Here is a 26,800-nt window from a genome sequence, read left to right as displayed (position 1 = left end):
CCCGAACGAGTGAACTTCCCGGACTCGCTGGACGTCTGGGCCATTCGGCGTAACCTGTTCATATGTTCGATTCAACTGGTGCTCTTCCCGCGTCCCCGCAGCGCTTCCCTTACCCCGAACCGGAAGCGCGACAGCGCCGTGGCGTGCCGCCCGTCGGTGTACTGCGGGTCAGGCATGATCAACGCCCGCAGATAGGCCGTCTTGTTCCGCACCCCGGGCAGCACGGGCAACGTCGCGATCGCCTGTGCGGCAAAGGTCTTGGTGGACTGGGTGTGGAGCCCGAGCCAGTGCTCCTCCCGCCGGGTGGGCACATAGGAAGCGGCCCAGTCCTGTACCGGACTGACGGAAGGCAACCCGAGCAACCGGGTCGCGTCGGCGACGGCGGCGGCCACCACGGCCTGGACACCCCAGGCCCGGGCCCGATCCACCGCGGCCAAGGAGCCAGGCAGCAACTGAGCGACATCCCGCAACGACCCGAGCCGCAGGGGCCAGTCACCCAGCGCCGCGTGGTAGCACGCGTGCAGGAAGCGGTTGCGCGCCGACAACGCCACGAGCGTGCGTCCCCCGACGGTGAACTCCTCACCGGAGTCCCACAACTCGTCGATGTTGACCCGCACCCCCCAGGGCCCCAGGACGAACGTCCGGTGCAGGTCGATCTCGAAGCCGTTGCCGCGCAGCGTGGTGCCCTTGTCGAAGCGGCGGTCGAAACCCGGCCGTGGCTCGGCGAGGGTGCGGGCGAACCCCGCGCCCGACAGCACCGCCACCGCTCGTTCGATGTCCTCGGGGCGAAACAGCAGGTCGAGGTCGATGAACGAACGCAGCGCGGGCTCCGGGTAGTCCAGGTGCGCGTAGGCGCTGCCCTTCAGTACCCGGCAGTCGATGCCGTCGAGCACGTCGTGCACGGACACCAGGTGCTGCTCCAGCGACAGCACCCGCATCAGCACGGCGCGGTGCGCGCCACGTGCCTGACGGCGCTGGTCGTCGGTGACGGGCAGGCGGCCGGCGTCGACCGCCGCACGCAGCTGACCCAGCACCCGGTTCGCCTTGGCGGTGGTGAGCAACATCGCCCACTCGTCGTCGGCAAGTGGTGTTGCCGGGAAGGGCCGCGTGGTGCCCAAAAGTCCGTGGCCGGTGACCGCGAGCAGTGGCGCGGGGTAGCTGTCCTCACCGCACAGTCTGCGCGCCACGGCTGGCCTCCTCGATTACCTGGTGGTATGCCCCGACCAGGTTCGCGAGCCCGGCCGTCCTGGTGAACTCGCGCTCGTACCGGGCCCGCGCGGCGTTTCCGAGGGACGTGGGTGCTCGCACGATCTGACCGAGGGCGGCGGCGAGTGAGGCGGCGTCGCCGGGGGTGTGCGTCATCCCGGTCACGCCGTCCTGCACGAGTTCGGCGAGTGAGCTGTGCCCGGCGACCACCGAGGGCACCCCCGCGGCCATGGCCTCGACCACGACGAGTCCGAACGTCTCCAGCCACTGCGACGGAACCACCACGGCGATCGCCCTTGCGGTCAGCTCCCGGCTCCCCGCCTTGTCCTGGAGACCGGCGAAGCGCACGTCGGCCCGTCCTCGGGCCCACGTCGTGACCTCGTCGGCGAGCGGCCCGGCACCCGCGATCACCAGGGGCACCCCGAGTCCGCCCGCGCTCGCGATCCGGTCCCACGCGGCCATCAACAGGCGCACACCCTTCTCCTCGGCCAGCCTGCCGAGATACAGGAGGTGCTCGCCCGGGCCGACCCTGCGGACGCCCATGTCCTCGACGAAGTTGTACTTCACCGTCAGCAGCTCGGCAGGCATGCCGTTCGCGATCAGCGTGCGGCGCTGCGCATCCGAGATACACAGGAACCGCGACACCGTCGACCACCAGCGGCGGCGGTTGGTGAGGAGGTTGAGCGCGACCGGAACGGTCGCGGCGGCGGAACCGCGGTAGCAGCCGTACCGCACGGCGGGCAGCGGGATCTTCCCGGCGCATGCCGTGCACGTCGCACCGTCGCGGTACAGCGTGCCGGTCGGGCAGATCTGGGTGTAGTTGTGCAGCGTCGCCACCACGGGCACGTTCGCGTCCCGGCACGCCTCCAGAACCGACGGTGACAGCAGCGGGAACGTGTTGTGGACGTGGACGATGTCCGGCCGCTCGCGGCGCAGCCGCTCGGCCAGCGCGGTGCGAGTGGCCGGATTCCACGGCACGCGCAGTGGCACGAGTGCCTTGCGCACCATGGACATCTCCGCGATGTCGTCGCTGCGCCGTTCGAACAGGTCCACCTGGTGGCCCGCTTCGCGCAGCATGGCGACCTCGGCGTCGACGACGTTGTTCTCGCCGCTCGGCTGTTCGCTTCGGTACCGGTTGTGCAGCACGAGAACGCGTAGGTCAGGGGAACGCTCGGTCATGGTGACGCTCCGGGTCTCACGCGTGCGAGCAGCAACGCCGCGATGGTCAGGTTCAGCAGGTAGGGCGACGCGTCGGCGAGCCCTGCCTCGGTGTAGGAGGCGATGGCGCAGTACACGACGAGGAACAACGCGATCGCCCTGGTGATCGACGGTGGCCGCAGGATGGCGACCCCCAGCAGCGTCAGGAGGAACACGACGACGAGCGTGAGCCCGAGGTAGCCCTGTTCGTGGTAGACGGCTAGCCAGCTCGAGTCGATGGGCAGACCGCCGAACGACTTGTTGCTGAGCCCGATCCCGAAGATCTTCTCGATGAGCGTGCGGGGTTCCGAGAGCAGGGCGTCCCACACCTTCTCGCGGCCGGTCAGCTCGGTGAGGTCGTCCTGCCCGCGCCGGAACCAGGTCCCGATCGCCGCTCCGGCGATCACCGTGGTGAACCCGCCAACGACCACTGTCCACGTGAAGACCTTGCGGGCGCGTCGTGACGAGGTCGCCAGCGACAGCAACGCCACGGCGAGTCCGATGACCAGCGCGAGCAGTGCGGTGCGGGTGTGGCTGAGCAGCAGCACCGCCAGCGCGGGCACACCGATGACGAACATGCTGGTGCGGGTGGTGTAGCGACCGAGCCACAACAGGATCACGAGGCCGACGACGGTCGCCGAGTACTGGCCGACCTGGGGCGGGGTGAGCGGCCACACCGCGCCGAGGAGCCTGCCGTCGCCGTACACCGGGGACATCGCGGTGCCCGGCGAGATGACGAGTCCGAGGACGACCGTGAACAGCACCGCGGCGAGCGCGCGGACATGGGTGCGCACGAACAGCAGCCAGTCGTCCCACCACCGGGTGAGCAGCCACAGCGTCGCCACGAACATGCCGAGGCGGAAGCAGCGGAACAACGCGCCGAACCCGGACTCGAGCCGGGCGCTGGACACGATGCTCACCACCAGCAGCAACGTGAGGATCAGCAGGTATGCGCTGGGGCGGAGTCGTCCGCGCGGGTTCAGCAGCAGCGCGAGCATGAACGCGGCGACGACCGCGCCCATCGTGATCATCTGCGCGACCGGCTTGGGGAACGGGAAGACGGTGAACGAGTGCTGCGTGCCCAGCGTGTTGACGACGAGCAGCACCCACACGACCGCTACCAGCCGTGGCGTGCGCTGCTCCTGGAGGAACTCCGGCTGGGTGGTGGCGCCTGCCCTGGCCGCGGCGGTGGTCGTCATGTCAGCCACCCGCCTGGACGAAGGTGCTCTGGCGGTCCTGTGTGTACGGCGTCGACTGCCACTGCGACGGGTTGATCACGCGGCTCGTGTCCTGCGCCATGAAGGTCCAGGGACCCGAGTAGTGGTTGTCGTGCCACGTGTTGTTCTGTGCGAACGTGATCGCCTGCTGCACGGCGGTTCCGTGGTAGGGCGACCAGGCGGGGTACGTGCCGTAGTTGGAGATGACCGCCATCCGCGCGCACAGCGCGTTGCAGCCGACGGTCGTGGGGTTGACGGAGAACCGGTTGTCCTTGATCTCCACGTTCTGCGTCTTCCACCGGCAGTCGTCGTAGAGCGGGTCCTTCGCGATGTCCGGTCGTTTGCAGCGCTCGATGTCGGGCACGAGCAGCGTGCAGCCGCCGGACGTGTTGGCGTCGCTGTTGCAGAACCGGTCGGCGTTCTCCCACAGGGTGATGCCGGACCAGTTGTCCTCCAGCACGTTCCCGTAGATCTCGATCTTCGCGGTCCTGGCGGGCACGCGTGGCTCGCCGCCGGACTCCGAAAGGTAGATCGTGGCCGACGGGAAGTTGTCGCCGTTGGAGGCGAACTCGCGTCCTTCGACGATGTTGTTGCGGCGCAGGGTGTTCGCGCGGATCACCGCGTTGTAGCTGATCTCGTAGAAGACCGCTGGGCCGTCGTTGTCCTCGATGACGTTGTGCTCGATGAGGAAGTCGTTGTTGTTGGTGTCGGCCCACAACCCGGCACCATGGTTGTCGTGCACCCAGTTGCCTCGGATGTCGGCCTTGTCGACCGCCCAGAACTTCACCCCGCCGGTGCAGCCGCAACTGTCGACCTTCGACTCCCAGTCGTCGGTGTTGTTGCCGGTGATCTCGTTGCCCTCGACCAGGATGTCGGTGAGCTCGCCGTCCTTGTACGCGTTGATGGCGTACTGGCCGTTGTCGCGCAGGCAGTTGCCGCGGATCCGCTGGTGCGAGCCGGTCATCATGGCGGCACCGCCGTTCTTCTCGAACGTGTTGTCCTCGATCACCCAGCCGTCGCCGGAGTCGTGGTTCACCACGCCCTCGTTGAGCGGTGCGATGAAGTTGCGCACGGTCAGCGCGCGGATCGTCACATCCCGCGCGAAGGCCACGAACGCGTACTTGTTGACGCGCCGGCCATCCAGGATCGCGCCGGGGGCGCCCAGGTAGGTGTTGCCGTCCTTCGGGGAGACCGAGCTGAACTCACCCGTGTTCAGCACGTGTGTGCCGGGCGCCAGCCAGAAGACGGTGCCCGGCGGGTTCGACTCGGTCTTGTTCGCCAGGTCGTCGTCGACCTCCGGGTCCACCTCGACCGCGCCGTCCGGCGGCTTGGCGGGTCCTGGCCTGGTGTGGCCGCACACCGCGGCGATCTTCTCCGGCGCCGCCGAACTGTTGTCCGGCAACGGCGCATCGGCATTGGTGCACGAGACGAGCAGGGTAATCAGCGCACCCGCCAGCAGCCACCGCGACCAAGGTCGAGTGCGCACAGGGAACCTCCGGACTGGTCTAGCTGTCAAAGCGGAGCATGGTCACTAGTGGAGCGGTCTTACCGCCCGCGCGGCCCTTACCGACGAGCGTCGTGGCGGGTTCGCGGCGGCCGAAGTCGGCTGAGTACCAGCCAAGCGGCGGCTCCTCCTGCCCTCGGTGCACGTTCCACGCGAGGTCCTCGGGCAGCTCGAGCACCGCCGTCCGGTCGTTCCAGGACAACAGTGCCGCGCTGCCGTCCAGCACCGCCGTCACCCGCGGTCCCAGGTGGAACGCCAGGCGGCAGACGTGTGTGGTGGGTGACAGGACCTCGTCGTGGATCTCGAGTTCGCGGGCCTTGCGGTCGAGGCGGACCGTTCTGCGGTGCACGGCCTGTTCGCGGCCGCGGGAGTAACCGTCGTGCTCGGCGGTCCACGTCGCGACCCCGCCCTTGCCCGCGTCCGCGACGAGCACGTTGGTGTTGGCATGGCGGGTCCACATGAACGGGCCGCCGGACTGCGACTGGTCCCGGCCGTCCAGTTCGAGCGTGTTGTGCCCGATGGTGGACCGGAAGAAGGCACGCCACTCGGGTTGCCCGTGGTAGCAGTAGGTGCCCGGGTCGGCGAGGATGTCGACCCCGTCGTGGCGCACCTCCACCGACAGCGCGTCGGCGTGCGCGTGGGCGGCGATCGACAGAAACCCGTGCGGGCCGCCGTCACAACGGCACCAGATCTCGCCGGGCTCCCCCTCGCCGGTGCGCAGGATCGTCATGCCGGCGTCCGCGAAGTGCGCCGGGCGTGCCGCGGGACGCACCGCGTCGTTGCGGGCGCCGTTGCTGAGCGCGGCGACGAGCGGGGTGCGGACATCGTCGACGGGCACCTGCGGCCACCAGGGTTGCCTGCCGAACAGCTGGTCACCGGTGTGCAGGAGGCTCGCCCAGCGTCGTACACCCGCGCCGTCGACGACCAGGCCGTGACCGTCGTCGGCGTCGCCCTGTCGGGGCGGGTTGAGCTCGACATCGACGATCGAGGCGAGCGTGTCGCACATGCGCATCAGCACGAGCCACGTCGTGTCCGGCACGCGGACCCCCGCCGCGTCGGCCTCGACGGCCGCCGCGAGGCCCAGCTCGAGCACCAGTCCGTGGTACTCGGTCGCCAGCTCGCGGTTGAGCCCGGACGCGAACGTGTTGTGGTGCAGGTGCTCGTCGAACTGGCGCAGTGCCGAGGACCGCCACGATGGCGACTCGGGAAACCAGTCGAACGCGCACGCCGCCACGAGCTGGCCCGCGGTCTCGGCGATGACATGGTTGTTGGCGGACGAGCCGAGGCTGCCGAGCGAGGCGAGCCACCGCTGGTGGTGCCAGATCTGGTGCAGCGCGACGGGGTTGTCCTCGAACAGCTCGGCGGCGCCGGACCAGCGGTCGAGCAGGCGGCGCACCCACACCCACGAGATGAGCCGGATGCCGAGCTCGATGCCGCTCACCCAGTGCACACCCCGCAGCGGCGGGTTCCCGGCCCACCACGAACGCAGGTGCTCGGCCACGCGGTCCGCGTACCGCTCGTCGCCGGTGAGGGCGAAGGCGGCGGCGAGGACCGTGAGGTGCTGGTGCCGCGACGGCTCCCACAGCTGCTTGATGTCGCCGACGGCGTGCTCGTCCCGGTAGGGGATGTCGAACGCGTACCGGTCGGTTGGCGCGTGCCTGCCGGTCCTGGGGTCCCGCGACCAGTCGGGCGCGACCATGTCCTCGCGGACGATCCCGAAGTACTCGGCGCGGCCCGCCATCAGCTCGTCCGCGGTGGCGACGAGGCGTTCCCGCGCGGCAGGCGTGACCGCGGCGAGTGCCTGGTCGGGTAGCACGGGCTTGAACCGCCGGCCGGGCAGCCACACGGCGTTCATCGCGCCCGTGTCGTGGAGGACCCGCCGCCAGCGGTGGACGCGGGCGGCGACCACGGCACGGGCGGCGACCTCACGCGGGCCCATGCGGGACAGGCGGCGCAGGTACCAGGTGGGTCTCATGGCGTGTGCTCAGGGGACGAGATGTGCACGGGCACGCCGGTGTTGAGGCTGGCCTCGACGGCGAGGGTCGCGCGGGTCGTCGCGGTGAGAGAGCTGAACGGCACCGGCATCGGGCCGCCGGTGGCGACGGCCTCCACGAACGCGCGCAGTTCCGCGGCCTGGCCCTTGTCGCGGGCCTTGGGCAGGCGGGAGCTGACCCACTTCTTGCGTGCGAACACGGCGGCGCGGGCGAAGTCGTCGAAGCGGAGAACCTTGCCGTCGGCGGTGAAGTCGATGGTCTCCTTCTGGAACTGCGTCGACCCGGTGGTGGTGTAGGTGACCGCGGCGGTGGAGCCGTCCGGGTAGGTCAGGACGACCTGCAGGTCGGTGTGGCCGGGGGTGGCGGTCGCGTAGACCGTGGCGGGGTCGTCGGCGAGCAGCCACGAGACGGTGTCGATGAAATGCCCGCCCTCACCCGCGAACCGGGTGCCTTCCGCGTTCTGGGTGTACCAGCTGCCGCCGCCGAGTGGGCCCGCGTTGACCAGGTAGCGAACCGACGCCGGGCCGACGCGACGGCCGAACTGGCGGCGGGTCTCGTTGAGCAGCGGGGCGAAGCGGCGGTTGAAGCCCACCTGGAGTCGGTCGTTGCCGGTCTCCTCGATGGTGGCGCGGACGCTGTCCAGTTCCTCTTCGGACAGTGCGAGCGGCTTCTCGACGAAGACGGCCTTGCCCGCGCGGAGGGCGCGGTTGGTCAGTTCGGCGTGCGTGCTGTGCCGGGTGACCACGAAGACGGCGTCGATCGTGTCGTCGCCGAGCAGATCGTCGAGGTCGGTCGACGCGTCACGGAAACCGAACTTGCGCTTGGCGTTGGCGCCGGAGAGCGCGGAGGTGGTGACGACGCGATGCAGGTCGACCCGGTCGTTCTCGGCGAGGTGCGGCAACAACATCGACGAGGCGTAGTTCCCGGCCCCGATGAACCCGACCCGCACCGTGGACTTCCGGACGGACCGCCCGTTCGAGCCAGTCCCTGTCAAGCCCTTCCCGCCACCCACCCCGCGCGAGAGTCCCATTGACACGCCAGGGGGCCCCCCGATTTCCACACTACCGTTGGAGAGGGGCCTTTCCGAAGCGTCCGCGGCGACGTCCCCGTGCGAGAGTCCCATTGACTCGGCCGGGGGGCCCCCGGTTTCCACATTACCGTCGGGAAGCGGTGATTCCGAAGCGTCCGCGGCGACGTCTCCGAGCGAGAGTCCCATTGGCACGCCAGGGGGTCCCCCGTTTTCGACTTTACCGTTGGAGTGGGGGTTTTCTGAAGCGTCCGGGGCGGCGTCCCCGTGCGAGAGTCCCATTGGCACGCCAGGGGGTCCCCCGTTTTCGACTTTACCGTTGGACGGTGCGGATTCTGAAGCGTGTGAAGTGGCGTCCTCGTGCGAGAGTCCCATTGGCTCTGCCGGGGGGCCCCCGTTTTCAACGCTATCAGTGGGCACCGACAGTTCTCGGGGATCGTTGCGTGGGTAGTCGAACAGGACCGCCACTGCCTTCAGCTCGCCGTCGTTGAGTGCGCGGTAGGTCTCCACCGCGTCGTCGAAGCGGGCGATGTGGGTGATCAGGGGCGAGACGTCGATCTTGTCGCGGGCGGCGAGATCCAGGAAGCACTCGAGGTTGCGGCGTTCCGTCCAGCGCACGTACCCGATCGGGTAGTCGCGGCCTTCCAGCTCGTAGGAGGGGTCGTAGCGGCCCGGCCCGTAGGAGCGGGAGAAACGGACGTCGAGTTCCTTCTCGTAGTAGGCGTTCCACGGCAGGTCGAGGTTGCACTTGCCGATGTCCACGACCGTGCCCCGGTCGCGCGACAGCTTCGCGGCCAGCTCGACCGGCTGGTTCGTCGCGCCGCCCGCGGCCAGGTACACCTGGTCCACGCCATGGCCGTTCGTCAGTGACGCGACCGCCAGCTCGACGGTGTCCGACCCGGGGGCCGCGCACAGCGACGCGCCAACCGACTCGGCCAGCTCGCAGCGTTGCGGGTCGGGGTCGGCGCCGATCACCGTCACGCCGGACGCGACAAGCAACTGCACCACCAGCTGCCCGATCAGCCCGAGCCCGATCACCAGCGCCACGTCGCCGAGTTGCGGCTCGCCGCGGCGCACGCCCTGCATGGCGATCGAACCCACCGTGCCGAACGCGGCGTGCGAAGGGGACAGCGCCGACGGCACGGGGGCGTACAGGTTCTTCGGCACCCAGTTCAGCTCGGCGTGCAGTGCGTGCTCGTTCCCGGCGCACGCGACGAGCGAACCCACCGACACGTCGGTGATCCCGTCGCCGACGGCGATCACCTCGCCGCACAGCGAGTACCCGAGCGGCGTGTACGAGTCGAGCTTGCTGGTCACCTTGCGGTAGGTGGCGGACAGACCGTTCGTCGCGACGCTCTGCATCACCTTCGCGACCTGGTCCGGGCGGGCCTTCGCCTTGCCGAGCAACGACTTGCTCGCCTCGCTGACCTTCATCAGCTCGGTGCCGGTGGAGATCAGCGAGAACAGGGTCGACACCAGCACGCCACCCGGCTTGCACGCCGGTGCCGGCACGTCCAGCAGCGCCAGCTCGCCGCTCTTGTAGTTCTGCACAACCTGCTTCAAGACCGTTTCCTTTACTCAGCCGAAAGAGCGGCGCGGTACCAGTGTTCGAGCGTCAACACGTGCCAGAGATGTTTGGAGCGGTCCTGCTGACCGGACGCGTCCTCCTCTGCGAGGCGCCGAAGGGCGTCGCGCCGCAGGAAACCGTTGCGTACCAGCAGGCCGTCCTCGATGACCTCGCGGACGAGTGGCGCGAGGTCCCGGCTCATCCATGCGCGTAGCGGTGCGGAGAACAACCCCTTGGGGCGGTACACGATCTCGCTCGGCAGGATCTGCTCCGCGGCCTTCTTCAGCGCCATCTTCCCCTGCCTGCGCACGATCTTGCGGTTGCCGGGGATCGCGAACGCGGCCTTCACGACCTCGACGTCCACGAACGGCACCCGCACCTCCGTCGACGCGGCCATGCTCGACCGGTCCGTGTACGCGAGGTTCAGGCCAGGCAGGAACATGCGCGAGTCGGCGAGGCACATGCGGTTCACGAAGTCCGACAAGGTGTTGTCGTGGTAGGTGTCCGCGTGCTCGGTCATCACGTCGTCGACCGCGCCCGACAGGTCCGGGCTCACCAGACCGGCCAGCTCCGCGCGGTCGTACATGGTGTAGCTGCGGCGGAACGCCGTCTCCTCCGGCAGGTCGGCGAACGACAGGAACCGCTTGGCGAACCGCACCGAGCGGTAGCCGCGGTTCGCCGTCGCCACCGGCAACCTGTCCACGATGGAGTGGACCGGTCTCCGCACGGCGCCGGGGATCCGCTGGTAGCCGAGCACGAGCTTGTTCGCGAGGTGCTTGCGGTAGCCGGCGAACAGCTCGTCGGCGCCCATGCCGGACAGCATCACCTTCACGCCGGCCTCGCGGGCCGCGGTGCAGATGAGGAACGTGTTGATCGCAGCGGGATCGCCGATCGGCTCGTCGAGGTGGTAGGTCATCTTCGGCAGCAGGTCAAGCACCTGCGGCGCGATCTCGATCTCGTTCAGGTCCACCCCGAAGCGCTCAGCCACGATCCGTGCGTACTTCAGGTCGTCCGGCATCGCCTCGAACTTGGCGTCCTCGGCGCGGAAACCGATGGTGTACGCGGAGATTCCCGGCTGGTGGCGGGCCGCGAGTGCGGTCAGGTAGCTGGAGTCGAGGCCACCGGACAGGAACGTCGCGACCGGCACGTCCGACAGCAGGTGCGCCTTCGTCGACTCCTCGATCACCGCGGCGAGGTCCACATCGGACACGTGCTGTGCCTCGTCGGCGACCTCCCGCAGCGACCAGTAGGTGCCGCTTTCCGTGCTGCCGTTCGGTTTGACCCGCAACCAGCTGCCCGGCGGCAGCTTCTCCGCCTCCCGGTACGCGCAGCGGCTGTCCGGCACCCAGTAGTACAGCAGCGACGCCACCAGCGCCGCGTCGTCCACGGTCAGGTTGCCCAGCTCGGTGGCGATGGCCTTCAGCTCGGAGGCGAACACCAGCCCGGCGCCTCGGCGCACGTAGAACAGGGGCTTGATGCCCAGCTGGTCGCGGACCAGCGTCATCTCCCCGGTCCGCTCGTCGAACACGGAGAACGCGAACATCCCGCGCAGCCGGGGCAGGCAGTCCACGCCCCAGCGCCGCCACGCCCTCAGCAGCACCTCGGTGTCGGACGTGCCACGGAACCGGTCGCCGAGCGACTCCAGCTCACGGCGCAGCACCGGCGCGTTGTACAGCTCGCCGTTGTAGGTCAGCGCGAGGCCCTCTGCGACCATCGGCTGCGCGCCCGTCTCGGTCAGGTCGATGATCGAGAGCCGCCGGTGTCCCAGATGGACCTCACCGTCGCCCGCCCGGCCGGACCAGCGGCCGGAGCCGTCCGGGCCGCGGTGCGCCAGCGTCTTCGTGAGCCGGTCGGTCAGCGGTCCGCCGTCGGGCCACAGGTAGCTGCCTGCGATGCCGCACATGTATGCCCTCTCAGCCCTGTGTCCTGCGTTGGGTCAGTTCTTCGGTCTCGCGCCGTACGGGTGCGAACTTCTTCGTCGGCAGGTCGTGCGCCGCTGTCGTCGACGCTGTCGTCGCCGGTTTCCTCGCCGGGGGCTGCACCGGGGTGAGCCTCTTGGTCGGGAGGTCGCTGCCGTTGGTCACGGCCGTGCCGTTGGTGCCGTTGGTCTTCCGCCCGGCGTGCTTTGCTCGGCCGCGCAGCGCGGTGTGCAGGCCGTCCCACAGGGTGCCGTCGGTCTTGTCGCGGGGGTCCGGGTCGACGAGCACGACACCGACGACCGGGATGCCGATGTCGGCGAGCTGGCGGGCGACCACGTGCAACCACGCCGTGTTCGCGTACCCGGCACGCACCACGAGCAGCGCCTCGTTGCCGAGGTGCGGCAGGTCGGTCCAGGTGGCGCCGGGGGCGACCGAGCCGACGCCGAGCCGGGCCTCACCCGGTACGGGCCTGCTCGTGTCCGCGACGTCCACCAACCGCACGGGATGCTCGGTCCCGGTGGGCGCCTCGGTGATCCGGGCCGGGTCGCCCACCAGCGCGACCGCGCGGTCCGCGGACAGCTCTCTGGCGACCGCCGTGGCCAGTCCCGAGGCCGTGTTCGCCGCGCCCAGCTCCAGCACCGACACCGGTCCCGAGCCGTCGCGCACCAGCCGGACCAGCGTCGCCGCGACCCGGTCGCGTTGCCGCACGGCCTTCTTGTTCGGCAGAAGCCGGGCGAGTCCGCGCCGCCTTGGTGGCAGCTGCGCGATCACCGACGCGCCGAGGTTCTCCGCGATGTCCCTGCGCAGCACCGGCTTGTCCTTGACCGCACCGGTCACCGCGGCGAACGTGAGACCGAGGACCAGCCCAAGGACCAGCCCGATGCCCGCGTTGGTGGCGCCGGTGATCTTCAACGAGGTCCGCACCGGGCGGGGCGCGTCGACGACCTGCGTGCCGGCGGCCGCCCTCGGTGCGCCGAGTCCCGCCTCCTGCGCCTGCTGTGTCAGCTGGGTGATCCGGTCGGTGAGCTCCGCGCGGCGCGCGTAGAAGGAGTCGAGGCCCGCGGCGTTCGGCTGCGGGGGCGCGGTTCCCTCCGGGTTGTTCTGCGCTCCAAGGGCCGCCGCTGCCTCCGCGCCCGAGATCTCGCCGTTGACCGCGTCCAGGTCGGCCTGCACCTGGTTCCGCTGTTCGACGATCGCCGCCGCCTCGGCCTCCGCGCCTGCCTGGATGCGCCCGACGTGGTCGGCGATGAACGCGTCCGCGAGCGCCTTCGCCCTGCGTGCCGCCTCCGCGCCCGTCGCACCCGTCGCGGTCACCTCGAGCACGTTGTTGGTGACGCCGACGACCTCGTACTGCTTGAGGAACTCCTCCGGCCGCTCGTTCGAGCCGAGCGTCTTCAGTGCGGCGGCGGCGATCCGCGTGGTGGTCATCAACGTGACGTCCGTGCGGATCAGGCTGCCACCGTCGGACGGGCTGTCCTCCTCGTGCACCACGAGGATGCGCGTCACCGCGCTCGGTGGCGGCGGCATCAGCACGGCGAGCATGCCGCCCGCGAGGAAACCGATCAGCGCGAACGCCAGCCACAACCCGCGTCGGCGGCGGATCCCCGCCCACAGGCGGGCGAAGTCGAGCAGATGCTGGGGTGCGGCCGCCGCTGTGTGCCTGGGCGCTGTGCGCTTGGTCGCCGTGTTGTTCGTCGCCGTGTTGTTCGTCACAGTGCACCCGCCATCGCGCGCTCTGCCTGTTCGGCAGGCTTCGCGGCGTGCGCCTTGGTGCGGTGCGCCACGACCACGCCGAGGACATCGAGGCCGGCGTCCGTGCAGGCCTCGGTGAGCCCGACCAGCTCCCAGCCGGTCCTGGTGCCCGTCGTGGCGACCACCAGTACGCCGGGCACATCGGCGTCCGGCACGACCGGCCGGTCGGCGCTCACCTCGACGACGTCCAGCGTCAGCCCGCGCTCCGCCGCGACCGCGCTGAGGCGGTCCGCGACCCGGCGCGCGGGCCGGTCGTCCGCCGTGACCACCGTCAGCATCCGGCCGGGACCGGCCGCCAGGTGCTCGTGAAGGCGCGACACCGTGCGGCGGTAGCGGATGTCGAGACCGGCCTCGTCAACGGCGGCGGGCAGCTCCCGCGCGTCCCACGGAACGGTGTCGGTGATCAGGAGGCCCCGTAGTTTCTGGCGCAGCGACTTCTCGGCAGGCTCGTCGGCGGTCCCCGGCAGGTCCGGCACGTCGATACCGGCGAGCACATCCGCGCCGAGCGCGGAGGCGATCTCCGCCTCGTTCCGCAGCCGCTTGTCCGACCGTGCCAGCAGCAGATGGCCGAACAGCCCGATCAGGAAGAACACCGCCGCGCCACCCGCGACGAAGTCGGTCATCGTCGGCGCGGCGGGCCCCGGCGGGCGCTCGGCGGGCCCCATCACGACCATCTTCGCCTGCGCGGACACCGTGTCCAGCTCGTCGAGCTTCGCCACCCCCTGCGACAGCGCGGTTCGCAGCGACTCGAGCTCCGTGCGCACCCCGACGCTGTCGATCGTCTGGCCCTGGCCCGCGGAGTTGTGCAGGTCCGAGATCTTCTGGTTCGTCTCGATGATCTGCTGGCGCAGCGTCTGCTGCTGCTCCTGCGACACCTGCGCCGACGCGTCCGCCGTGTTCGCCAGCAGCTGAGTGGAGAACGTCACATATTCCTGCGCGACGCGGTCCGCGAGCTGCTGCGCGCGTTCCGGGCTGTCCGCCATGGCGGTGATGTCGATGATGTTGCCGTCGGCCACCACCGCGGTCACGTCGGCGGCGAGGTCCGAGGCCGACCGGCCCCAGCGCAGCCCCGCTGCCGTGCGGTCCAGCACCACAGAGCTGTGCGCCACCTGGGCCTCGGTGATCAGCTCGTCCGGGTCCCTGGGGCCCTGCAACAGCACGCTCGCGGAGGTCTCGTAGCCGGGTGAGAACAACACCGAAGCACCCGCCCCCACCAGCGCGCCCAACGCGGCGACCGCGATGAGCAACCGCCACCGCTGGCGCAGTACCTGCCAGATGATGGACAGTCGCGCTGTGTCAGCGGCATCGTCGTTCATCGCGTCGGGCCCCCTTTCAAGAGGTAGATCGGCACCTGAGTGGGGCCGGCGCCTCAAGAGTCCCGTCGCGGCGGAACCGGTTTTGGTTACACCGGGTTCAATTCTCGCCCCGACGATTACTCTTGGTTGATCAAATTGAGGCGGCGGCGTCGTAGGCCGCCAGTAATGCCTTCTGGGAGTTGGTCCAGGCGAGCGGGCCCTCGACACGTTCCTTGCCGAGCTTGCCCATGCGTTCGCGCTCCTCGGGGTCGTCGAGGAGACGGGCGGTGAGCCGCGCGAACTCCAGCTCGTCGTTCGCGGGCGCGTAGACGGCCGCGTCCCCCGCCGACACCCGCGCCTCCCGCAGCTCGAACGACACGATCGGCCGGGACATGGCCATGTACTCCATGACCTTGTTCATGGTCGACACGTTGTTGAGCGGGTTGTGCGGGTCCGGTGACAGGCACACGTCCGCGGTCGACAGGTACCGCACGAGATCCTCGTCCGGGATGCGGCCGGTGAACTCGACGATGTCGTCGAGCCCGAGTCTCTTCGCCAGCGCCACCATCTCGTCGAACGTGTCCCCGGAGCCGACGAACACGGCGTGCCAGTCCTCACGTTCCTTGCGCAGGTGGGCCAGTGAGCGCAGCGCGTAGTCCACGCCGTCCTGCGGGCCCATCACGCCGAGGTAGCACAGCAGGTGCGGCTTGCCCTTCTTCAGCGCCGGCTCGGGGCCGACCTGCCGGAACCGCTCGATCACCGGCGCGCTGCGGACAACGAACACCTTGTCCGGCGCCATGTTCCCGCGCGTGATCGCCGCCTCGCGGTAGCTCTCGTTGGTCGAGATCACCACGTCGGCGGCGCGGTAGGTGGCCTGCTCGAGGCGGCACACCCCGCGGTAGAGGAGGTCCTCGCCCCGCTCGGCGAACCGCGACAGGTACAGCTCCGGGCACAGGTCGTGCTGGTCGAAGACGAAGCGTGTGCCCTTGCGCTTCAACATCTTCGCCACCAGGAACAGCAGGTCCGGCGGGTTGCAGGCATGGACGACGTCGATCCTGCCCGCCTTGGCGATCTTGCGGGCGAGGCGCATCGTGTGCCACAGCGCGGTGCCGTACTCCTTGACATATCCCTTCGGACCGCCGGTCGCGGCGGCCAGGGGATACCGGTGGATCTTCACTCCGTCCAGCTCGACGTACGGCTCCTGGTCCCGTTTCGTCCCTTGTGGACAGATGACGTGCACGTCCCAGCCCGCGTCGCGGAGTGTCTGGGACTCCTGCCACACGCGCCGGTCGAACGGGACGGAAAGGTTCTCGACGAGGATGAGAGCTTTACCAGGCAAGGCCGACATACCCCTTGTCGTCTCGGCGTGATTCCGCGTCGGGCAGGCGAACCAGGTCGATGACCGTGCGGTCACCGCCTGGCGGCAGCGACGCGAGGACATCCGGGTCGTTCGTCGCCACCAGGCACACCTCGGCGTGGTCGAGGACCTCGTCGACGTCGGCGGCCAGCAGCTGGCCGAGGTGCGGCAGGCGCTGCTCGATGTACTCGCGGTTCGCGCCGAGCAGTCGCGACATGCTCACGTTCGCGTCGTAGATCCTGAGGTCGTAACCCTTGCCCAGCAAGCGTTCGGCCAGCTCCACCATCGGGCTCTCGCGAAGGTCGTCGGTGCCCGGCTTGAACGACAGGCCGAACAGGCCGACCTTGCGCTTGCCGGTGCGGGTGACCAGCTCGAACGCGCGCTTCAGGTGCTCCTCGTTGGAGGGCAGCACATGCGCGAGGATCGGCACCGACACGTCCGCACGGTGTGCCGCGTGCACCAGGCCGCGCAGGTCCTTGGGCAGGCACGACCCGCCGAACGCGAACCCCGGCTTCAGGTACGCGGCGCTGATGTTGAGCTTGCGGTCGGCGAGGAAGACGTCCATCACCCGGTGCGAGTCCAGGCCGAGCGCCCCGCAGATCGCGCCGAGCTCGTTCGCGAAGCCGATCTTGAGTGCGTGGAAGGAGTTGTCCGCGTACTTGGTGATCTCGGCGACCGGGATCGGCACCCGGAACACGTCGCCGGGCAGCCCCTCGTACAGGTTCGCGACCGCGTCGCCGCTGGCGGCGTCCAGCTCGCCGATCACGGTCTTCGGCGGGTCGAAGAAGTCGCGGACGCTCGTGCCCTCCCGCAGGAACTCCGGGTTCACCGCCACACCGAAGTCCACGCCCGCGGTCTTGCCGGACGCCTTCTCCAGGATCGGTACCAGCAGGTTCAGGCAGGTGCCCGGCAGCATCGTGCTGCGGAACACGACCGTGTGGCGGGTCTTCCGGTCCGCGATCGCCTCGCCGATCTGCTCGGCGACCCGCTCGAGGTAGACGGTGGACAGGCTGCCGTTCGGCGCGGACGGCGTGCCGACACAGACGAGCGAGACGTCCGTGTTGTCGACCGCGTACTTCACGTCGGTCGTCGCCCTGAGCAGTCCCGTCGCCACCACTTCGGCGGTCAGCTCACCGATCCGTTCCTCCACGACCGGCGCGTGGCCGCCCATGACGAGGTCGATCTTGGTGGGGTTGACGTCGACACCGATGACATCGTTGCCGCGGGAGGCCAGGCACGCGGCGGACACACAGCCGACGTAGCCGAGGCCGAAGACGCTGATTCTCATTGGCTGACCGCCTGTCTGAGGGCAGCACAAAAGAAGCGTGCCATTTCCACGCGTTCCTCCGATGGGATGTTTCCGCACAGTGCGGGCCCCCGAGATCCGCACCTGGTTCAGACTGTAGGTCGGCCGTCAGGGTGTTCCCGTTACGACGCATGTAGCGTCCTGTCTAAGTATTGGGAGCCTGGAGGGGAGTCCGACCTGTGTTCGTACGGCGGATTGCGGTGGTGGGAACCGGATATGTCGGGCTGACAACCGGTGCGTGTCTCGCGTCACTCGGGCATCACGTGGTGTGTGCGGACGTTGACGCGGAGAAGATCAAGCGCCTTTCCAACGGCGAGGTCGACATCCTGGAGCCAGGTCTCGCCGACCTGGTGGCTGGCGGGCTCGCGGCGGGGCGGCTGTCGTTCGTGCTGGGAGCGGCCGCGGCGGTCGAGGGCAGCGAGGTCATGTTCCTGTGCGTGCCGACTCCGATGGGTGTCGGCGGCGTCGCCGACCTGTCGGTGGTCGAGTCGGTGCTGGAGGAGGTCGCGACGCTGCTGCCGGCCGGAGCGGTCGTGGTCAACAAGTCGACCGTGCCGGTCGGCACCGCCCAGCGCACCGCCGAGTTGCTGGAACGCGACGACATCGCGGTCGTGAGCAACCCCGAGTTCCTGCGCGAGGGCTCCGCGGTCCACGACTTCCTGCACCCGGACCGCATCGTCGTCGGCTGCGACACGCAGGACGCCGCGGAGAAGGTTGCCGCGCTGTACGCCCGTCTCGGCGCCCCGACCGTGCTGACCGACGCCGCGTCCGCCGAGTTGGTGAAGTACGCGGCGAACTGCTTCCTCGCGATGAAGCTGTCCTACGTGAACGCGGTCGCCGAGCTGTGCGACCGGCTGGGCGCCGACATCTCCGACGTCACCGAGGGCATGGGCTACGACAAGCGCATCGGCCAGGCGTTCCTGCAGCCCGGCCCCGGCTGGGGCGGCTCGTGCCTGCCGAAGGACACGTCCGCGATGCTGCAGCTCGCCGACGCCGCCGACTTCGAGTTCCGGCTCATCCGCGCCACCATCGACACGAACAACCGCCAGCGCCAGCGCATGGTCGAGAAGGTCCGCCTTGCCGTGACCGGCAAGCGCGGCGGCTCGCTGTCGAAGGTGCGCCTCGGCATCCTCGGCCTCACGTTCAAGGCGGGCACCGACGACCTGCGCGACAGCCCGGCACTCGCGGTGTCCGCGCTGCTCCGGCAGGCGGGCGCGAAGCTCACCGGCTACGACCCGGCCCTGCGCTCCAGCGACACCCGCGCCGATCTGGACGGCATCACCGTCGTCGACGACCCCTACCGCGCGGCGGAGGGGGTCGAGGCCCTGGTGGTGCTGACCGAGTGGCCCGAGTTCCGCGGTCTCGACTGGGGCAAGCTGGCGGGCGTGGTGTCCCGCCCGGTGGTGGTCGACACCCGCAACCTGCTCGACCCGGACGTGCTGCGCCGCGCGGGCTTCGAGTGGAACGGCCTCGGCCGCCCCTAGGCCCTGGTCCGCCTCCCCGGAATGTAAAAGTGTTGGTCTCGACTCAGCGACAGCCGCGGATCGCAGGTGGTTGGTGGCTGGGTGCCGTCACGTTCCCCTGAGGTCGCTGTTGGTCAGGTCCAGACCCTTGCACAAAGATCCATGGGACAGGCTCTAGTGACCCGAGGCTAGGCGGCGAGCCTCGCCCTGACGTCCAGGTAGCTCAGGCCGTGGTCGGCGAGCAGCTGCCCGGCGACGCCGTCGTGGGCGGCGAGTGCCAGTAGCAGGTGCTCGTCGCCCAGTTCGCGGTCGCGGAGTGACTTCGCCTGTGCCAGCGCGCCGCGCAGGACGTCCTTCGCCGTGCGGGTGAAGCGGCCCCCGTGTGCCGGCGGCGCGAGCACGTTCTCGCCGAGTGCGTGCTCAACGCTGGCCACGACCTCGTCAACGTCGATGCCCAGCTCACACAGCACCGCGGCGGTTTCCGCGTCCGAAAGGCCGCCTTTGCGCTCCGAGGTGCGGAAGGCCTGTCCGACCTTGTCCGGGGTCACCCCCGCCGCCGACAGCAGTTTCGCCGAGGTCGTGCCCCGCTGGTCGAGGAGGGCGAGCAGCAGGTGCTCGTCGGTGACCTCGCGGTTCGCCTCGCGTGCGGCTTCGCGCACGACCCGCCTCGCGACGTCGGTGAAGCGGTTGAACATGTCAGGCCCTCCCGTGCTTCTTGTGCACCGCTTGCCGGGAGACGCCCAGCTCAGCGGCGATCTCCTGCCACGACCAACCCTTCGTCCGCGCGTTGCGGACCTGGACGGCCTCCAGCCGTTCGAGGAGCTTCCGCAGTGCCGCGACCGCATGGAGTCCGACCCGGGGGTCCCGGTCGCCCGCGGCGGCGGCGAGGTGTGTCGCCTCTGTCATGACGTCAACATAGGTTGACACTCCGAGTGTGTCAACTTGGGTTGACATCTATCATTTGATCATGTTGCCCCGGATCGAGGTGGCGGAGCGGCCCGGCGTCGGACTCGACGGCGCGGTTCGCCCCAGCGAGGACGTGGTGGTGGTGCTGCCGAACGCGGTGGTGCTGCTCGACGGCGCGACCGCCCTCGACCCCGCGTTACCCAGTGGCGGCTGGTTCGCGTCGCGGCTGGCCGGTGAGCTGGCCGGGCGCCTCGTCGGCTACCCGGACGCGGACATCGCCGACCTGCTGGCCGCCGCGATCAAGGCCGTCGCCCGCGACCACGGGCTGGTGCCCGGCGAGTCCCCTTCGAGCACGGTCGCGCTGCTGCGCTGGAACGACCGGGTGGTCGAGGGCCTCGTGCTCGCCGACAGCCCGATCGTCGCGTTCACCGACGGCGGCCCGGCTCCGCTGGTCGACGGCAGGCTCGCGGCCATGCCGAGAGGCGTCGGCTACCGCGACCGCCTCGCGTCCGGCGCGGGCTACGGCGACGACCACCTGGTGGCACTGCGCGACGCGGCCACGTCCATGAGCAGGAGGCGCAACATCGACGGCGGCTTCTGGGTCGCGGAGGCCGACCCGGACGCGGCCCACTACGCGGAGCGCGCCACCTGGCCCCGCGCAGGCCTGACCACGGTCCTGATGGCCAGCGACGGCGTCTCGTGCGGTGTCGACACCTACGGGGTGTTCGCCGACTGGACCGCGGTCCGCGACCTGGCCATGGCGCAGGGTCCGGAAGCCGTGCTGGACCGCGTCCGCGCGGCGGAGAACGAGGACCCGAACGGCACCCGCTGGCCCCGCCCCAAACCCCACGACGACCAGGCCATGGTGGTGGCCGACTTCACGCGGTGACTCAGTTCTTGGTCTGCCAGGTCACGTACGGCAGGAACGCCTGCACCAGCGGTCCGATCGCGAGTGCGTAGAGCACCGTGCCCACGCCGACCGTGCCGCCGAGGAGCCAGCCCCCGGTGAGGACGGTCAGCTCGATGGCCGTCCTGCCGATGCGGATCGACCAGCCGGTGCGGGCGTGCAGGCCGGTCATGAGCCCGTCGCGCGGGCCGGGGCCGAGGCGGACGCCGATGTAGGCCGCCGACGCGAAGCCGTTCAGCACCACCCCGGTCACCAGCAGGACGATCCGGTGCGCCGGCGCCGACGGCGGCGCGACCACGGCGAGCGTCAGGTCCACCGCCACCGCGATCACCAGGATGTTCGACACCGTGCCGATGCCGGGGCGTTGCCGCAGCGGGATCCAGCACAGCAGCACCAGCGCGCCGACGATCGCCGTGACCGTGCCGAACGTGAGGCCCGTCAGCCCCGACAGCGCCTCGTGCAGCACGTCCCACGGGTCGAGGCCCAGTCCGGACCTGATCATCAGGCCCATGCTCGCGCCGTACAGAGCCAGCCCGCTGAACAGCTGGGACAGGCGGCGTGCCGGCGACGAGGTGACAGGGACTGGGCGCAGGTCAATCGAGGACATGTGGCCATACTTGGTACCGATTGGCTTGTCATCAATAGCCAATCACCATAAATTGGCTTGATGAACGCGAGACGTCTGGCACACCTGCTCGGCAACTGGCGCCGTCACGGCTCGCGGCAGGGTGCGGCCGACCTGGCCGCCGGCCTGCGGCTCCTCATCCTCGACGGCCGCCTCCCCGCAGGCACCGCGCTGCCGCCCGAGCGGGAGCTGGCCACCGCGCTCGACGTCAGCCGCACGATGATCGCCGCCGCATGGGAACGGCTGAAGGCCGACGGGCTCGTGGTCAGCCGCCGCGGCGCCGGATCGTGGACCGCCATCCCGTCGGCCGGGGGCACCCGGGAGCCGATCGAGGACCCGGAGACCATCGACCTTGCGCGGGCGGTGCCACCCGCCATCGCCGGGATCGCGGCCGCCGCCGAGGCCGCCGCACCCCGGCTCGGCGCCGAGCTGTGCTCACACGGCTACTACGAACAGGGCATGCCTGACCTGCGGGAACGTCTGGCCGCGCGGTACACCGCGCGCGGCCTGCCCACCACGCCCGACCAGATCCTCGTCACCAACGGCGCCCACATCGCGCTCGCCATGGCGCTGCGGCTGTTCACCGGGCCCGGCGACCGCGTGCTGATCGAGCAGCCGACCTACCCGAACGCGATCGAGGCGATCCGCGGCGCGCACGCCGTCCCGGTGCCGGTCGCCATGACCGACGACGGCTGGGACGTCGACGGGATGGAGGCCACCCTCCGCCAGGCCGCGCCCCGGCTCGCCTACCTGATCGCCGACTTCCAGAACCCGACCGGCCACCGCCTCGACGAAGCGGGCCGCAGGCTCCTCGGCGCCGCGTTCCGGCGCGCCCGCACCCCGGTCATCGTCGACGAGACCAGCGTCGACCTCGACTTCACCGGCGAGCCGGTGCCGCCGTTCGGCGCGTTCGGCGGCGACCTGGTGCTGGCCGCGGGCTCGGCGGGCAAGTCGTACTGGGGCGGGCTGCGGCTGGGCTGGGTCCGCGCCCCCTCGGAGATCATCACCCGGCTCGCCGTCGCGCGCCGCGGCCTTGACCTCGGGTCTCCCGTGTTCGAGCAGCTCGTGCTGTGCGAGCTCCTCGACGGCCCGCGTGAGCCGTTGCTCGACCGCCGCCGCATGCTGGTCGAACGGCGGGACGCCCTGGCGGGCCTGCTTCGCGAGCACTGCCCGGACTGGACCTTCGCCGTGCCGGGCGGCGGGCTGAGCCTGTGGTGCGGGCTGCCGACGCCGGTGAGCACGCGGATCGCGGCGGTGGCGCAGAACTTCGGGGTGCGGGTCGTGCCCGGCTCGTTCTTCACCCCGCACGGGGGACTCGAGCGCTACCTGCGGGTGCCGTACACCCAGCCGGTCGACGTGCTGGGGGAGGCGGTGCGCAGGCTCGCGGCGGCCGCTGCCTCAGTGGCGGAAAGCCGCGCCCCGATCGCGGAGAGCGGGCTCATTCCGGTCACATGACTGGACCTGAAGACGGTATACCGGTAGAAACAGTGCGCTGGATGGCCTAGTCCACCGTCGGCCGATCGGCCGGGTGGCGGCCATCCAGCGCACCGTTCGCCTCTGGGTGCCCGTCGGGGGCCAACCGGCACAGCCCCTCGTTGCGCCGGCTGGGCGAGCAGCCAGAGGGGGGCCCCGGCGCCGCGGGGGCATCGCGGCGCCGGGGCTAGGTCCCGACCTGACCGGGCGCGGTCGGCAGGTCGGGTAGCTTGTGTAGTTCTGGGGGGAGACCGGGAGAGGTCTTTTCGGATCAGTCGGTACGCCCAGGTGGAGCACGGCGAAAGTCGTTGTGGGCGGCTGGGGGCACACGTGTCCGTGCCTGCGGCCCATTCAGTCAGGCGTGGAGACCGGTAAACCGACGCCGCGGCCCGCGGTGCTCACCGCGCGGCTGCGGGTGCTGAATCCGGCGTCCGCCGGGTGGGCGAGGGTGGCGTGCGAGACCAGCACGCCGTGCGTGCCGCGGGCACCACTCCAGTAGTCGTGTGCGGCGGACACCGCCGTGCCGGGCGTGGACGGCCCGGCGGGCGTCTTCACCGGCTCCGGCGCGGAACCCGTTCCTGCCTGCCGGCCGGATTCCTCGTCCTGGGTCCTCGGCGGGGTGGCCGGATGTGGTGCCGGTACCGATGCCGAGGGCGTGGGTGCTGCCACTGGTTCAGCGGCCACCTTTTCGGCGGCCACCGTCTTTGTCCGCGCGACCGGCTGTGGTGCCGGGGCGAGGGGTGTCCGCGCGGCCGGTGCCGGTGGTGCGACCTGGCGAGCCGTGCCGCTGGTGCCGGTCCAGTCGTCGGCGTGCGGCGACTCCTGCACGTCGACGAGCGGGTCCTGGCCGGGCTGGGTGATCGGTGACAGCAGCGTCGACGTCGTGTCGAGCACGGCTCCGGTGACGTCGGCGAGCGCGTCGGTCAGGCCGGTGAGCGTGCCTACCAGGCCACCGAGAAGCCCACCGGAAGGATGCTGCTGCTGCTGCGGCGGAGACTGGTCAGCCGGCGACTCCTCTGCGCTGGCGGAACCGGCGAAGACGGCGCTGATCAACCACCCGGCCGCCGCGACGGCGGCGACGAGCAGCCCACGGCGCAGCAGGCGCGAAAACTCCACTGCGACCACCACCGTCCGTCAACGCGAGTCAGCCGACAGGTGCCCGTGCCGACATTGCACACTATCTAGCACCGCACCGACAATGTGCACCCTAGCCGCGTGGGTTCTACCCGGAAAGACGGCAAAAGCGCACTGTATCGGCCGGATGGGGCAATGTTGATCACACGAGGTGAACCTTTGTCCCGCCGCCTCACGGCCCTACCCGTTCGGGAGGCCGCCGACTTTCGGGCCAACGCACAGCGTCACGCCAGCTTGTGCAACCGCTCGATCGCCTCGTCCAGAACCTCGTCCTTCTTGCAGAAGGCGAAGCGGACGATGTGTTTCCACGCGTCCGGTGTATCGGTGAACACCTGCACGGGAACCGCGGCGACACCGATGCGTTCCGGCAGCTTCCTGCACAGTTCCTCGCCGTCCTCGAAACCCAGCGGCCGCACGTCCGCGCAGACGAAGTACGTGCCCGCGCTCGGCCGGACACCGAACCCGGCCGCCGCGAGACCCGCCGACAGCCGGTCCCGTTTCACGGCGAGGCCGTCCCGCAGCGCCGTCACCCACGCGGACTCGTTGGTCAGCGCGTAGGCCACGGCGGGCTGGAACGGCGCGCCGCCGACGAAGGTCAGGAACTGCTTGGCCGCACGCACCGCCGACACGAGTTCCTCCTGCGCGCACACCCAGCCGATCTTCCAGCCGGTGCAGTTGAACATCTTCCCGGCGGAGGAGATGGTCACCGTCCGCTCCGCCATCCCGGGGAACGTGCACAGCGGCAGGTGGGGCACGCCGTCGTAGGTGAGCGACTCGTACACCTCGTCGGTGATCGCGATCAGGTCGTGCTCGACACAGAGCGCCGCGATGCCGGCCAGTTCCTCGCGGGTGAACACGGTGCCGGTCGGGTTGTGCGGGGAGTTCACGAGGATCGCTCGCGTCTTCGGGGTGATCGCGGCACGCACGGCGTCGAGGTCGACCGAGAACCGTTCCCCGTCGACCAGTGAGACGACCTTGCGTGCCGCTCCCGCGAGTGCGACAGAAGCGGCGTAGGAGTCGTAGTACGGCTCGAACAGGATGACCTCGTCCCCCGGCTCCACCAGTGCCAACATGGCCGCCGCGATGGCCTCTGTGGCGCCGACGGTCACCAGCACCTCGGTGTCCGGGTCGAACTCGATCCCGTACCCGGCGCGCTGGGCGGCGATGGCGGCGCGCAGCTCCTGGCGGCCGGGACCGGGCGGGTACTGGTTCACGCCCGTCGCGATCGCCCGCTGGGCCGCTTCGAGCATGGCGGGCGGGCCGTCCGTGTCGGGGAAGCCCTGTCCGAGGTTCACCGCCCCGGTCCTGGTCGCGAGCGCGGTCATCTCCGCGAAGATCGTCGACGTGAACGGGGTCAGGCGGGACACGAGAGCAGGACGACGCACGGTCAGCCATCCTCACGGACAATGGTGCGGTGCGGCAACTCACCGAGAGCAAGAACATCGCAGCGCCCATCCCCGATGAGGCGGAGAAACGGCGCGCCCTGCGCAGGATGAAGCTCGTCGCGCTGTCCTTCCTGGTCGGCGCGGCCGTGCTGTTCGTGGTGATGTCGCTGTGGCCGGGCGAGCCCGCATGGACCGGGTACGTGAAGGCGGCCGCGGAGGCGGGCATGGTCGGCGCGCTCGCCGACTGGTTCGCGGTCACGGCGCTGTTCCGGCACCCGCTGGGGATCAGGATCCCGCACACCGCGATCATCCCGACCCGCAAGGACGCCATCGGCGACAGCCTCGGCGAGTTCGTGGGCGCGAACTTCCTGGCCGAGCAGGTCGTGCGCGAGCGGCTGCGGCGGGTCGGGGTCGCGTCCCGCCTCGGCGCGTGGGTGGCCGAGCCGGACAACGCGGAACGGGTCACCGCCGAGCTGGCGACCGTCGTGCGGGGTGTGGTCGCCGTGCTGCGGGACGAGGACGTGCAGGCGGTCATGGAACAGGCCGTCGTCAAGCGCGTGGTCGCGGTGCCGTGGGGGCCGCCGCTTGGCAAGCTGCTGGCGGGCGTGTTCGCCGACGGTTCGCACCACAAGCTCGTCGACCTCATGTGCGACCGCGCCTACGAGTACGTCAAGGACAACCACGGGACCGTGCTGCGCGTGGTGTCCGACCGGGCGCCGACCTGGTCGCCGAAGTTCGTCGACTCGATGGTCGCCGACAAGGTGTACGGCGAGGTGCTGTCGTTCGCGTGGCTGGTCAAGACCGACCCGAACCACCCGATGCGGCTCGCGATCGACAAGTTCCTCGCCGAGTTCGCCGCCGACCTGCAGACCGACCCGGTCCTGATGGAACGCGCCGAGGCCGTGAAACAGCAGGTGCTCGCCCACCGCGAGGTGCAGAACGTGATCGGCTCCGCGTGGTCGACGGCCAAGCGGATGCTGCTCGACGCGGCCGAGGACCCGTCGAGCGAGCTGCGCAAGCGGGTGCGCGAGGGCCTGATGTCACTCGGCCGCAAGCTCACCGGCGACGACGCGCTGCGGGAGAAGGCCGACAGCTGGGTCGAGGGCGCGGCCGCGTACGTGGTCGTCAACTACCGCGCCGAGATCACCACGCTGATCACCGACACCGTGCAGCGATGGGACGCCGAGGAGACGTCCAGGAAGATCGAGCTGCAGGTGGGCCGTGACCTGCAGTTCATCAGGATCAACGGCACGGTCGTCGGCGCGCTGGCGGGCTTATTGATCTACTCGATCGCCCATCTGGTCCTCTGACCTTCGTCCCCGCCACGAGCGCGCCTTCTCGCGGTTGCCGCACACCTGCATGGAGCACCACGTGCGGGAGTGGTTGCGGGAACGGTCGTAGAACGCCCAGCGGCAGTCGTCGGCAGGGCAGATCTTCACGCGTTCCCAGTGACCGAGCACGGCGAGCCTGCTCGCCGCGGCCAGTACCGCGCCCACCACCTCGGTGGCGGCCAGCCGCGGCGCGCCGCCCGCCAGCTCGACCGTCACCCGCGCGGCGACCCCGCCT

At 70.1% G+C, this 26,800-nt stretch carries 21 protein-coding genes; 4 read left to right on the top strand and 17 right to left on the bottom strand.

Annotation, left to right across the window (positions count from 1 at the left end; genetic code table 11):
• Positions 1 to 71: 71 nt before the first annotated feature.
• From WBA97_RS04875 to WBA97_RS04825, 11 genes are all read right to left on the bottom strand, one after another.
• On the bottom strand, positions 72 to 1,187 hold the full coding sequence (locus WBA97_RS04875; protein WP_424229468.1) for a nucleotidyltransferase family protein: 1,116 nt from the start codon (positions 1,185 to 1,187) through the stop codon (positions 72 to 74).
• Positions 1,165 to 2,385 carry a glycosyltransferase gene (locus WBA97_RS04870; protein WP_424229467.1) on the bottom strand — a complete coding sequence of 407 codons (1,221 nt, stop codon included), beginning with the start codon at positions 2,383 to 2,385 and terminating at the stop codon, positions 1,165 to 1,167. Before WBA97_RS04870 ends, WBA97_RS04875 begins: the two co-directional genes overlap by 23 nt.
• A complete protein-coding gene (locus tag WBA97_RS04865; RefSeq protein WP_424229466.1) occupies positions 2,382 to 3,602 on the bottom strand; it encodes an O-antigen ligase domain-containing protein in 1,221 nt (406 codons plus the stop codon). Before WBA97_RS04865 ends, WBA97_RS04870 begins: the two co-directional genes overlap by 4 nt.
• Position 3,603: 1 nt before the next feature.
• Positions 3,604 to 5,106 (bottom strand): right-handed parallel beta-helix repeat-containing protein, encoded by a 1,503-nt coding sequence (locus tag WBA97_RS04860; RefSeq protein WP_424229465.1) that lies wholly within the window; start codon positions 5,104 to 5,106, stop codon positions 3,604 to 3,606.
• Positions 5,107 to 5,125: 19 nt separating this feature from the next.
• The gene (locus WBA97_RS04855; RefSeq protein WP_424229464.1) at positions 5,126 to 7,099 is read right to left on the bottom strand and encodes an alginate lyase family protein; all 1,974 of its coding nucleotides are present in this window, start codon (positions 7,097 to 7,099) and stop codon (positions 5,126 to 5,128) included.
• Complete coding sequence (locus WBA97_RS04850; RefSeq protein WP_424229463.1) at positions 7,096 to 9,708, bottom strand: bi-domain-containing oxidoreductase; 2,613 nt, start codon at positions 9,706 to 9,708, stop codon at positions 7,096 to 7,098. The genes WBA97_RS04855 and WBA97_RS04850 overlap by 4 nt, the downstream gene beginning before the upstream one ends.
• A gap of 11 nt (positions 9,709 to 9,719) precedes the next feature.
• Positions 9,720 to 11,615: an asparagine synthase (glutamine-hydrolyzing) gene (gene asnB / locus WBA97_RS04845; RefSeq protein WP_424229462.1), complete on the bottom strand. Its 1,896-nt coding sequence runs from the start codon at positions 11,613 to 11,615 to the stop codon at positions 9,720 to 9,722.
• Positions 11,616 to 11,625: 10 nt separating this feature from the next.
• Positions 11,626 to 13,344, bottom strand: coding sequence for a Wzz/FepE/Etk N-terminal domain-containing protein (locus WBA97_RS04840; protein ID WP_424229461.1), 1,719 nt, complete (start codon positions 13,342 to 13,344; stop codon positions 11,626 to 11,628).
• Positions 13,341 to 14,699: an exopolysaccharide biosynthesis protein gene (locus WBA97_RS04835; protein ID WP_424229460.1), complete on the bottom strand. Its 1,359-nt coding sequence runs from the start codon at positions 14,697 to 14,699 to the stop codon at positions 13,341 to 13,343. Before WBA97_RS04835 ends, WBA97_RS04840 begins: the two co-directional genes overlap by 4 nt.
• A gap of 130 nt (positions 14,700 to 14,829) precedes the next feature.
• Positions 14,830 to 16,026, bottom strand: a complete 1,197-nt coding sequence (locus WBA97_RS04830) for a glycosyltransferase family 4 protein (RefSeq protein ID WP_424229459.1) — start codon at positions 16,024 to 16,026, stop codon at positions 14,830 to 14,832.
• Positions 16,007 to 17,323, bottom strand: a complete 1,317-nt coding sequence (locus WBA97_RS04825) for a nucleotide sugar dehydrogenase (RefSeq protein WP_424229458.1) — start codon at positions 17,321 to 17,323, stop codon at positions 16,007 to 16,009. Before WBA97_RS04825 ends, WBA97_RS04830 begins: the two co-directional genes overlap by 20 nt.
• Before the next feature lie 197 nt (positions 17,324 to 17,520).
• On the opposite strand from WBA97_RS04825, the gene WBA97_RS04820 reads away from it, so the two are divergent.
• Positions 17,521 to 18,825: a UDP-glucose dehydrogenase family protein gene (locus WBA97_RS04820; RefSeq protein WP_424229457.1), complete on the top strand. Its 1,305-nt coding sequence runs from the start codon at positions 17,521 to 17,523 to the stop codon at positions 18,823 to 18,825.
• A gap of 167 nt (positions 18,826 to 18,992) precedes the next feature.
• On the opposite strand, the gene WBA97_RS04815 is transcribed toward WBA97_RS04820, so the two are convergent.
• Both WBA97_RS04815 and WBA97_RS04810 read right to left on the bottom strand, forming a co-directional pair.
• Positions 18,993 to 19,499: a Clp protease N-terminal domain-containing protein gene (locus WBA97_RS04815; RefSeq protein WP_424229456.1), complete on the bottom strand. Its 507-nt coding sequence runs from the start codon at positions 19,497 to 19,499 to the stop codon at positions 18,993 to 18,995.
• 1 nt (position 19,500) lies between these two features.
• Positions 19,501 to 19,710: a helix-turn-helix domain-containing protein gene (locus tag WBA97_RS04810; RefSeq protein ID WP_424229455.1), complete on the bottom strand. Its 210-nt coding sequence runs from the start codon at positions 19,708 to 19,710 to the stop codon at positions 19,501 to 19,503.
• A gap of 61 nt (positions 19,711 to 19,771) precedes the next feature.
• Here WBA97_RS04810 and WBA97_RS04805 point away from each other — a divergent pair, with 61 nt between their 5' ends.
• Complete coding sequence (locus tag WBA97_RS04805; protein WP_424229454.1) at positions 19,772 to 20,599, top strand: hypothetical protein; 828 nt, start codon at positions 19,772 to 19,774, stop codon at positions 20,597 to 20,599.
• 1 nt (position 20,600) lies between these two features.
• Here WBA97_RS04805 and WBA97_RS04800 read toward each other — a convergent pair whose 3' ends face one another.
• Positions 20,601 to 21,224: a YczE/YyaS/YitT family protein gene (locus WBA97_RS04800; protein WP_424229453.1), complete on the bottom strand. Its 624-nt coding sequence runs from the start codon at positions 21,222 to 21,224 to the stop codon at positions 20,601 to 20,603.
• Positions 21,225 to 21,284: 60 nt separating this feature from the next.
• Between WBA97_RS04800 and WBA97_RS04795 the strand changes: the two genes are divergently transcribed.
• Complete coding sequence (locus tag WBA97_RS04795; RefSeq protein WP_424229452.1) at positions 21,285 to 22,697, top strand: PLP-dependent aminotransferase family protein; 1,413 nt, start codon at positions 21,285 to 21,287, stop codon at positions 22,695 to 22,697.
• A 369-nt stretch (positions 22,698 to 23,066) separates the two neighbouring features.
• On the opposite strand, the gene WBA97_RS04790 is transcribed toward WBA97_RS04795, so the two are convergent.
• Both WBA97_RS04790 and WBA97_RS04785 read right to left on the bottom strand, forming a co-directional pair.
• Positions 23,067 to 23,831 carry a hypothetical protein gene (locus WBA97_RS04790; protein ID WP_424229451.1) on the bottom strand — a complete coding sequence of 255 codons (765 nt, stop codon included), beginning with the start codon at positions 23,829 to 23,831 and terminating at the stop codon, positions 23,067 to 23,069.
• Between the two features lie 242 nt (positions 23,832 to 24,073).
• The gene (locus WBA97_RS04785; RefSeq protein WP_424229450.1) at positions 24,074 to 25,234 is read right to left on the bottom strand and encodes a pyridoxal phosphate-dependent aminotransferase; all 1,161 of its coding nucleotides are present in this window, start codon (positions 25,232 to 25,234) and stop codon (positions 24,074 to 24,076) included.
• 29 nt (positions 25,235 to 25,263) lie between these two features.
• On the opposite strand from WBA97_RS04785, the gene WBA97_RS04780 reads away from it, so the two are divergent.
• Positions 25,264 to 26,544 carry a DUF445 domain-containing protein gene (locus tag WBA97_RS04780; protein ID WP_424229449.1) on the top strand — a complete coding sequence of 427 codons (1,281 nt, stop codon included), beginning with the start codon at positions 25,264 to 25,266 and terminating at the stop codon, positions 26,542 to 26,544.
• Here the strand turns inward: WBA97_RS04780 and WBA97_RS04775 are convergent.
• Positions 26,509 to 26,800, bottom strand: a 292-nt coding sequence (locus tag WBA97_RS04775) for a CGNR zinc finger domain-containing protein (protein WP_424229448.1), incomplete at its 5' end; no start/stop codon positions are given. The two genes, WBA97_RS04780 and WBA97_RS04775, sit on opposite strands and share 36 nt — an antisense overlap.

Source organism: Actinophytocola sp. (genome assembly GCF_049647105.1).
In the GTDB taxonomy this organism is placed as follows: Bacteria; Actinomycetota; Actinomycetes; order Mycobacteriales; family Pseudonocardiaceae; genus Actinophytocola.
Note: the sequence above shows the minus strand (reverse complement) of the source record. Positions and strands in the feature narration are given on the sequence as shown.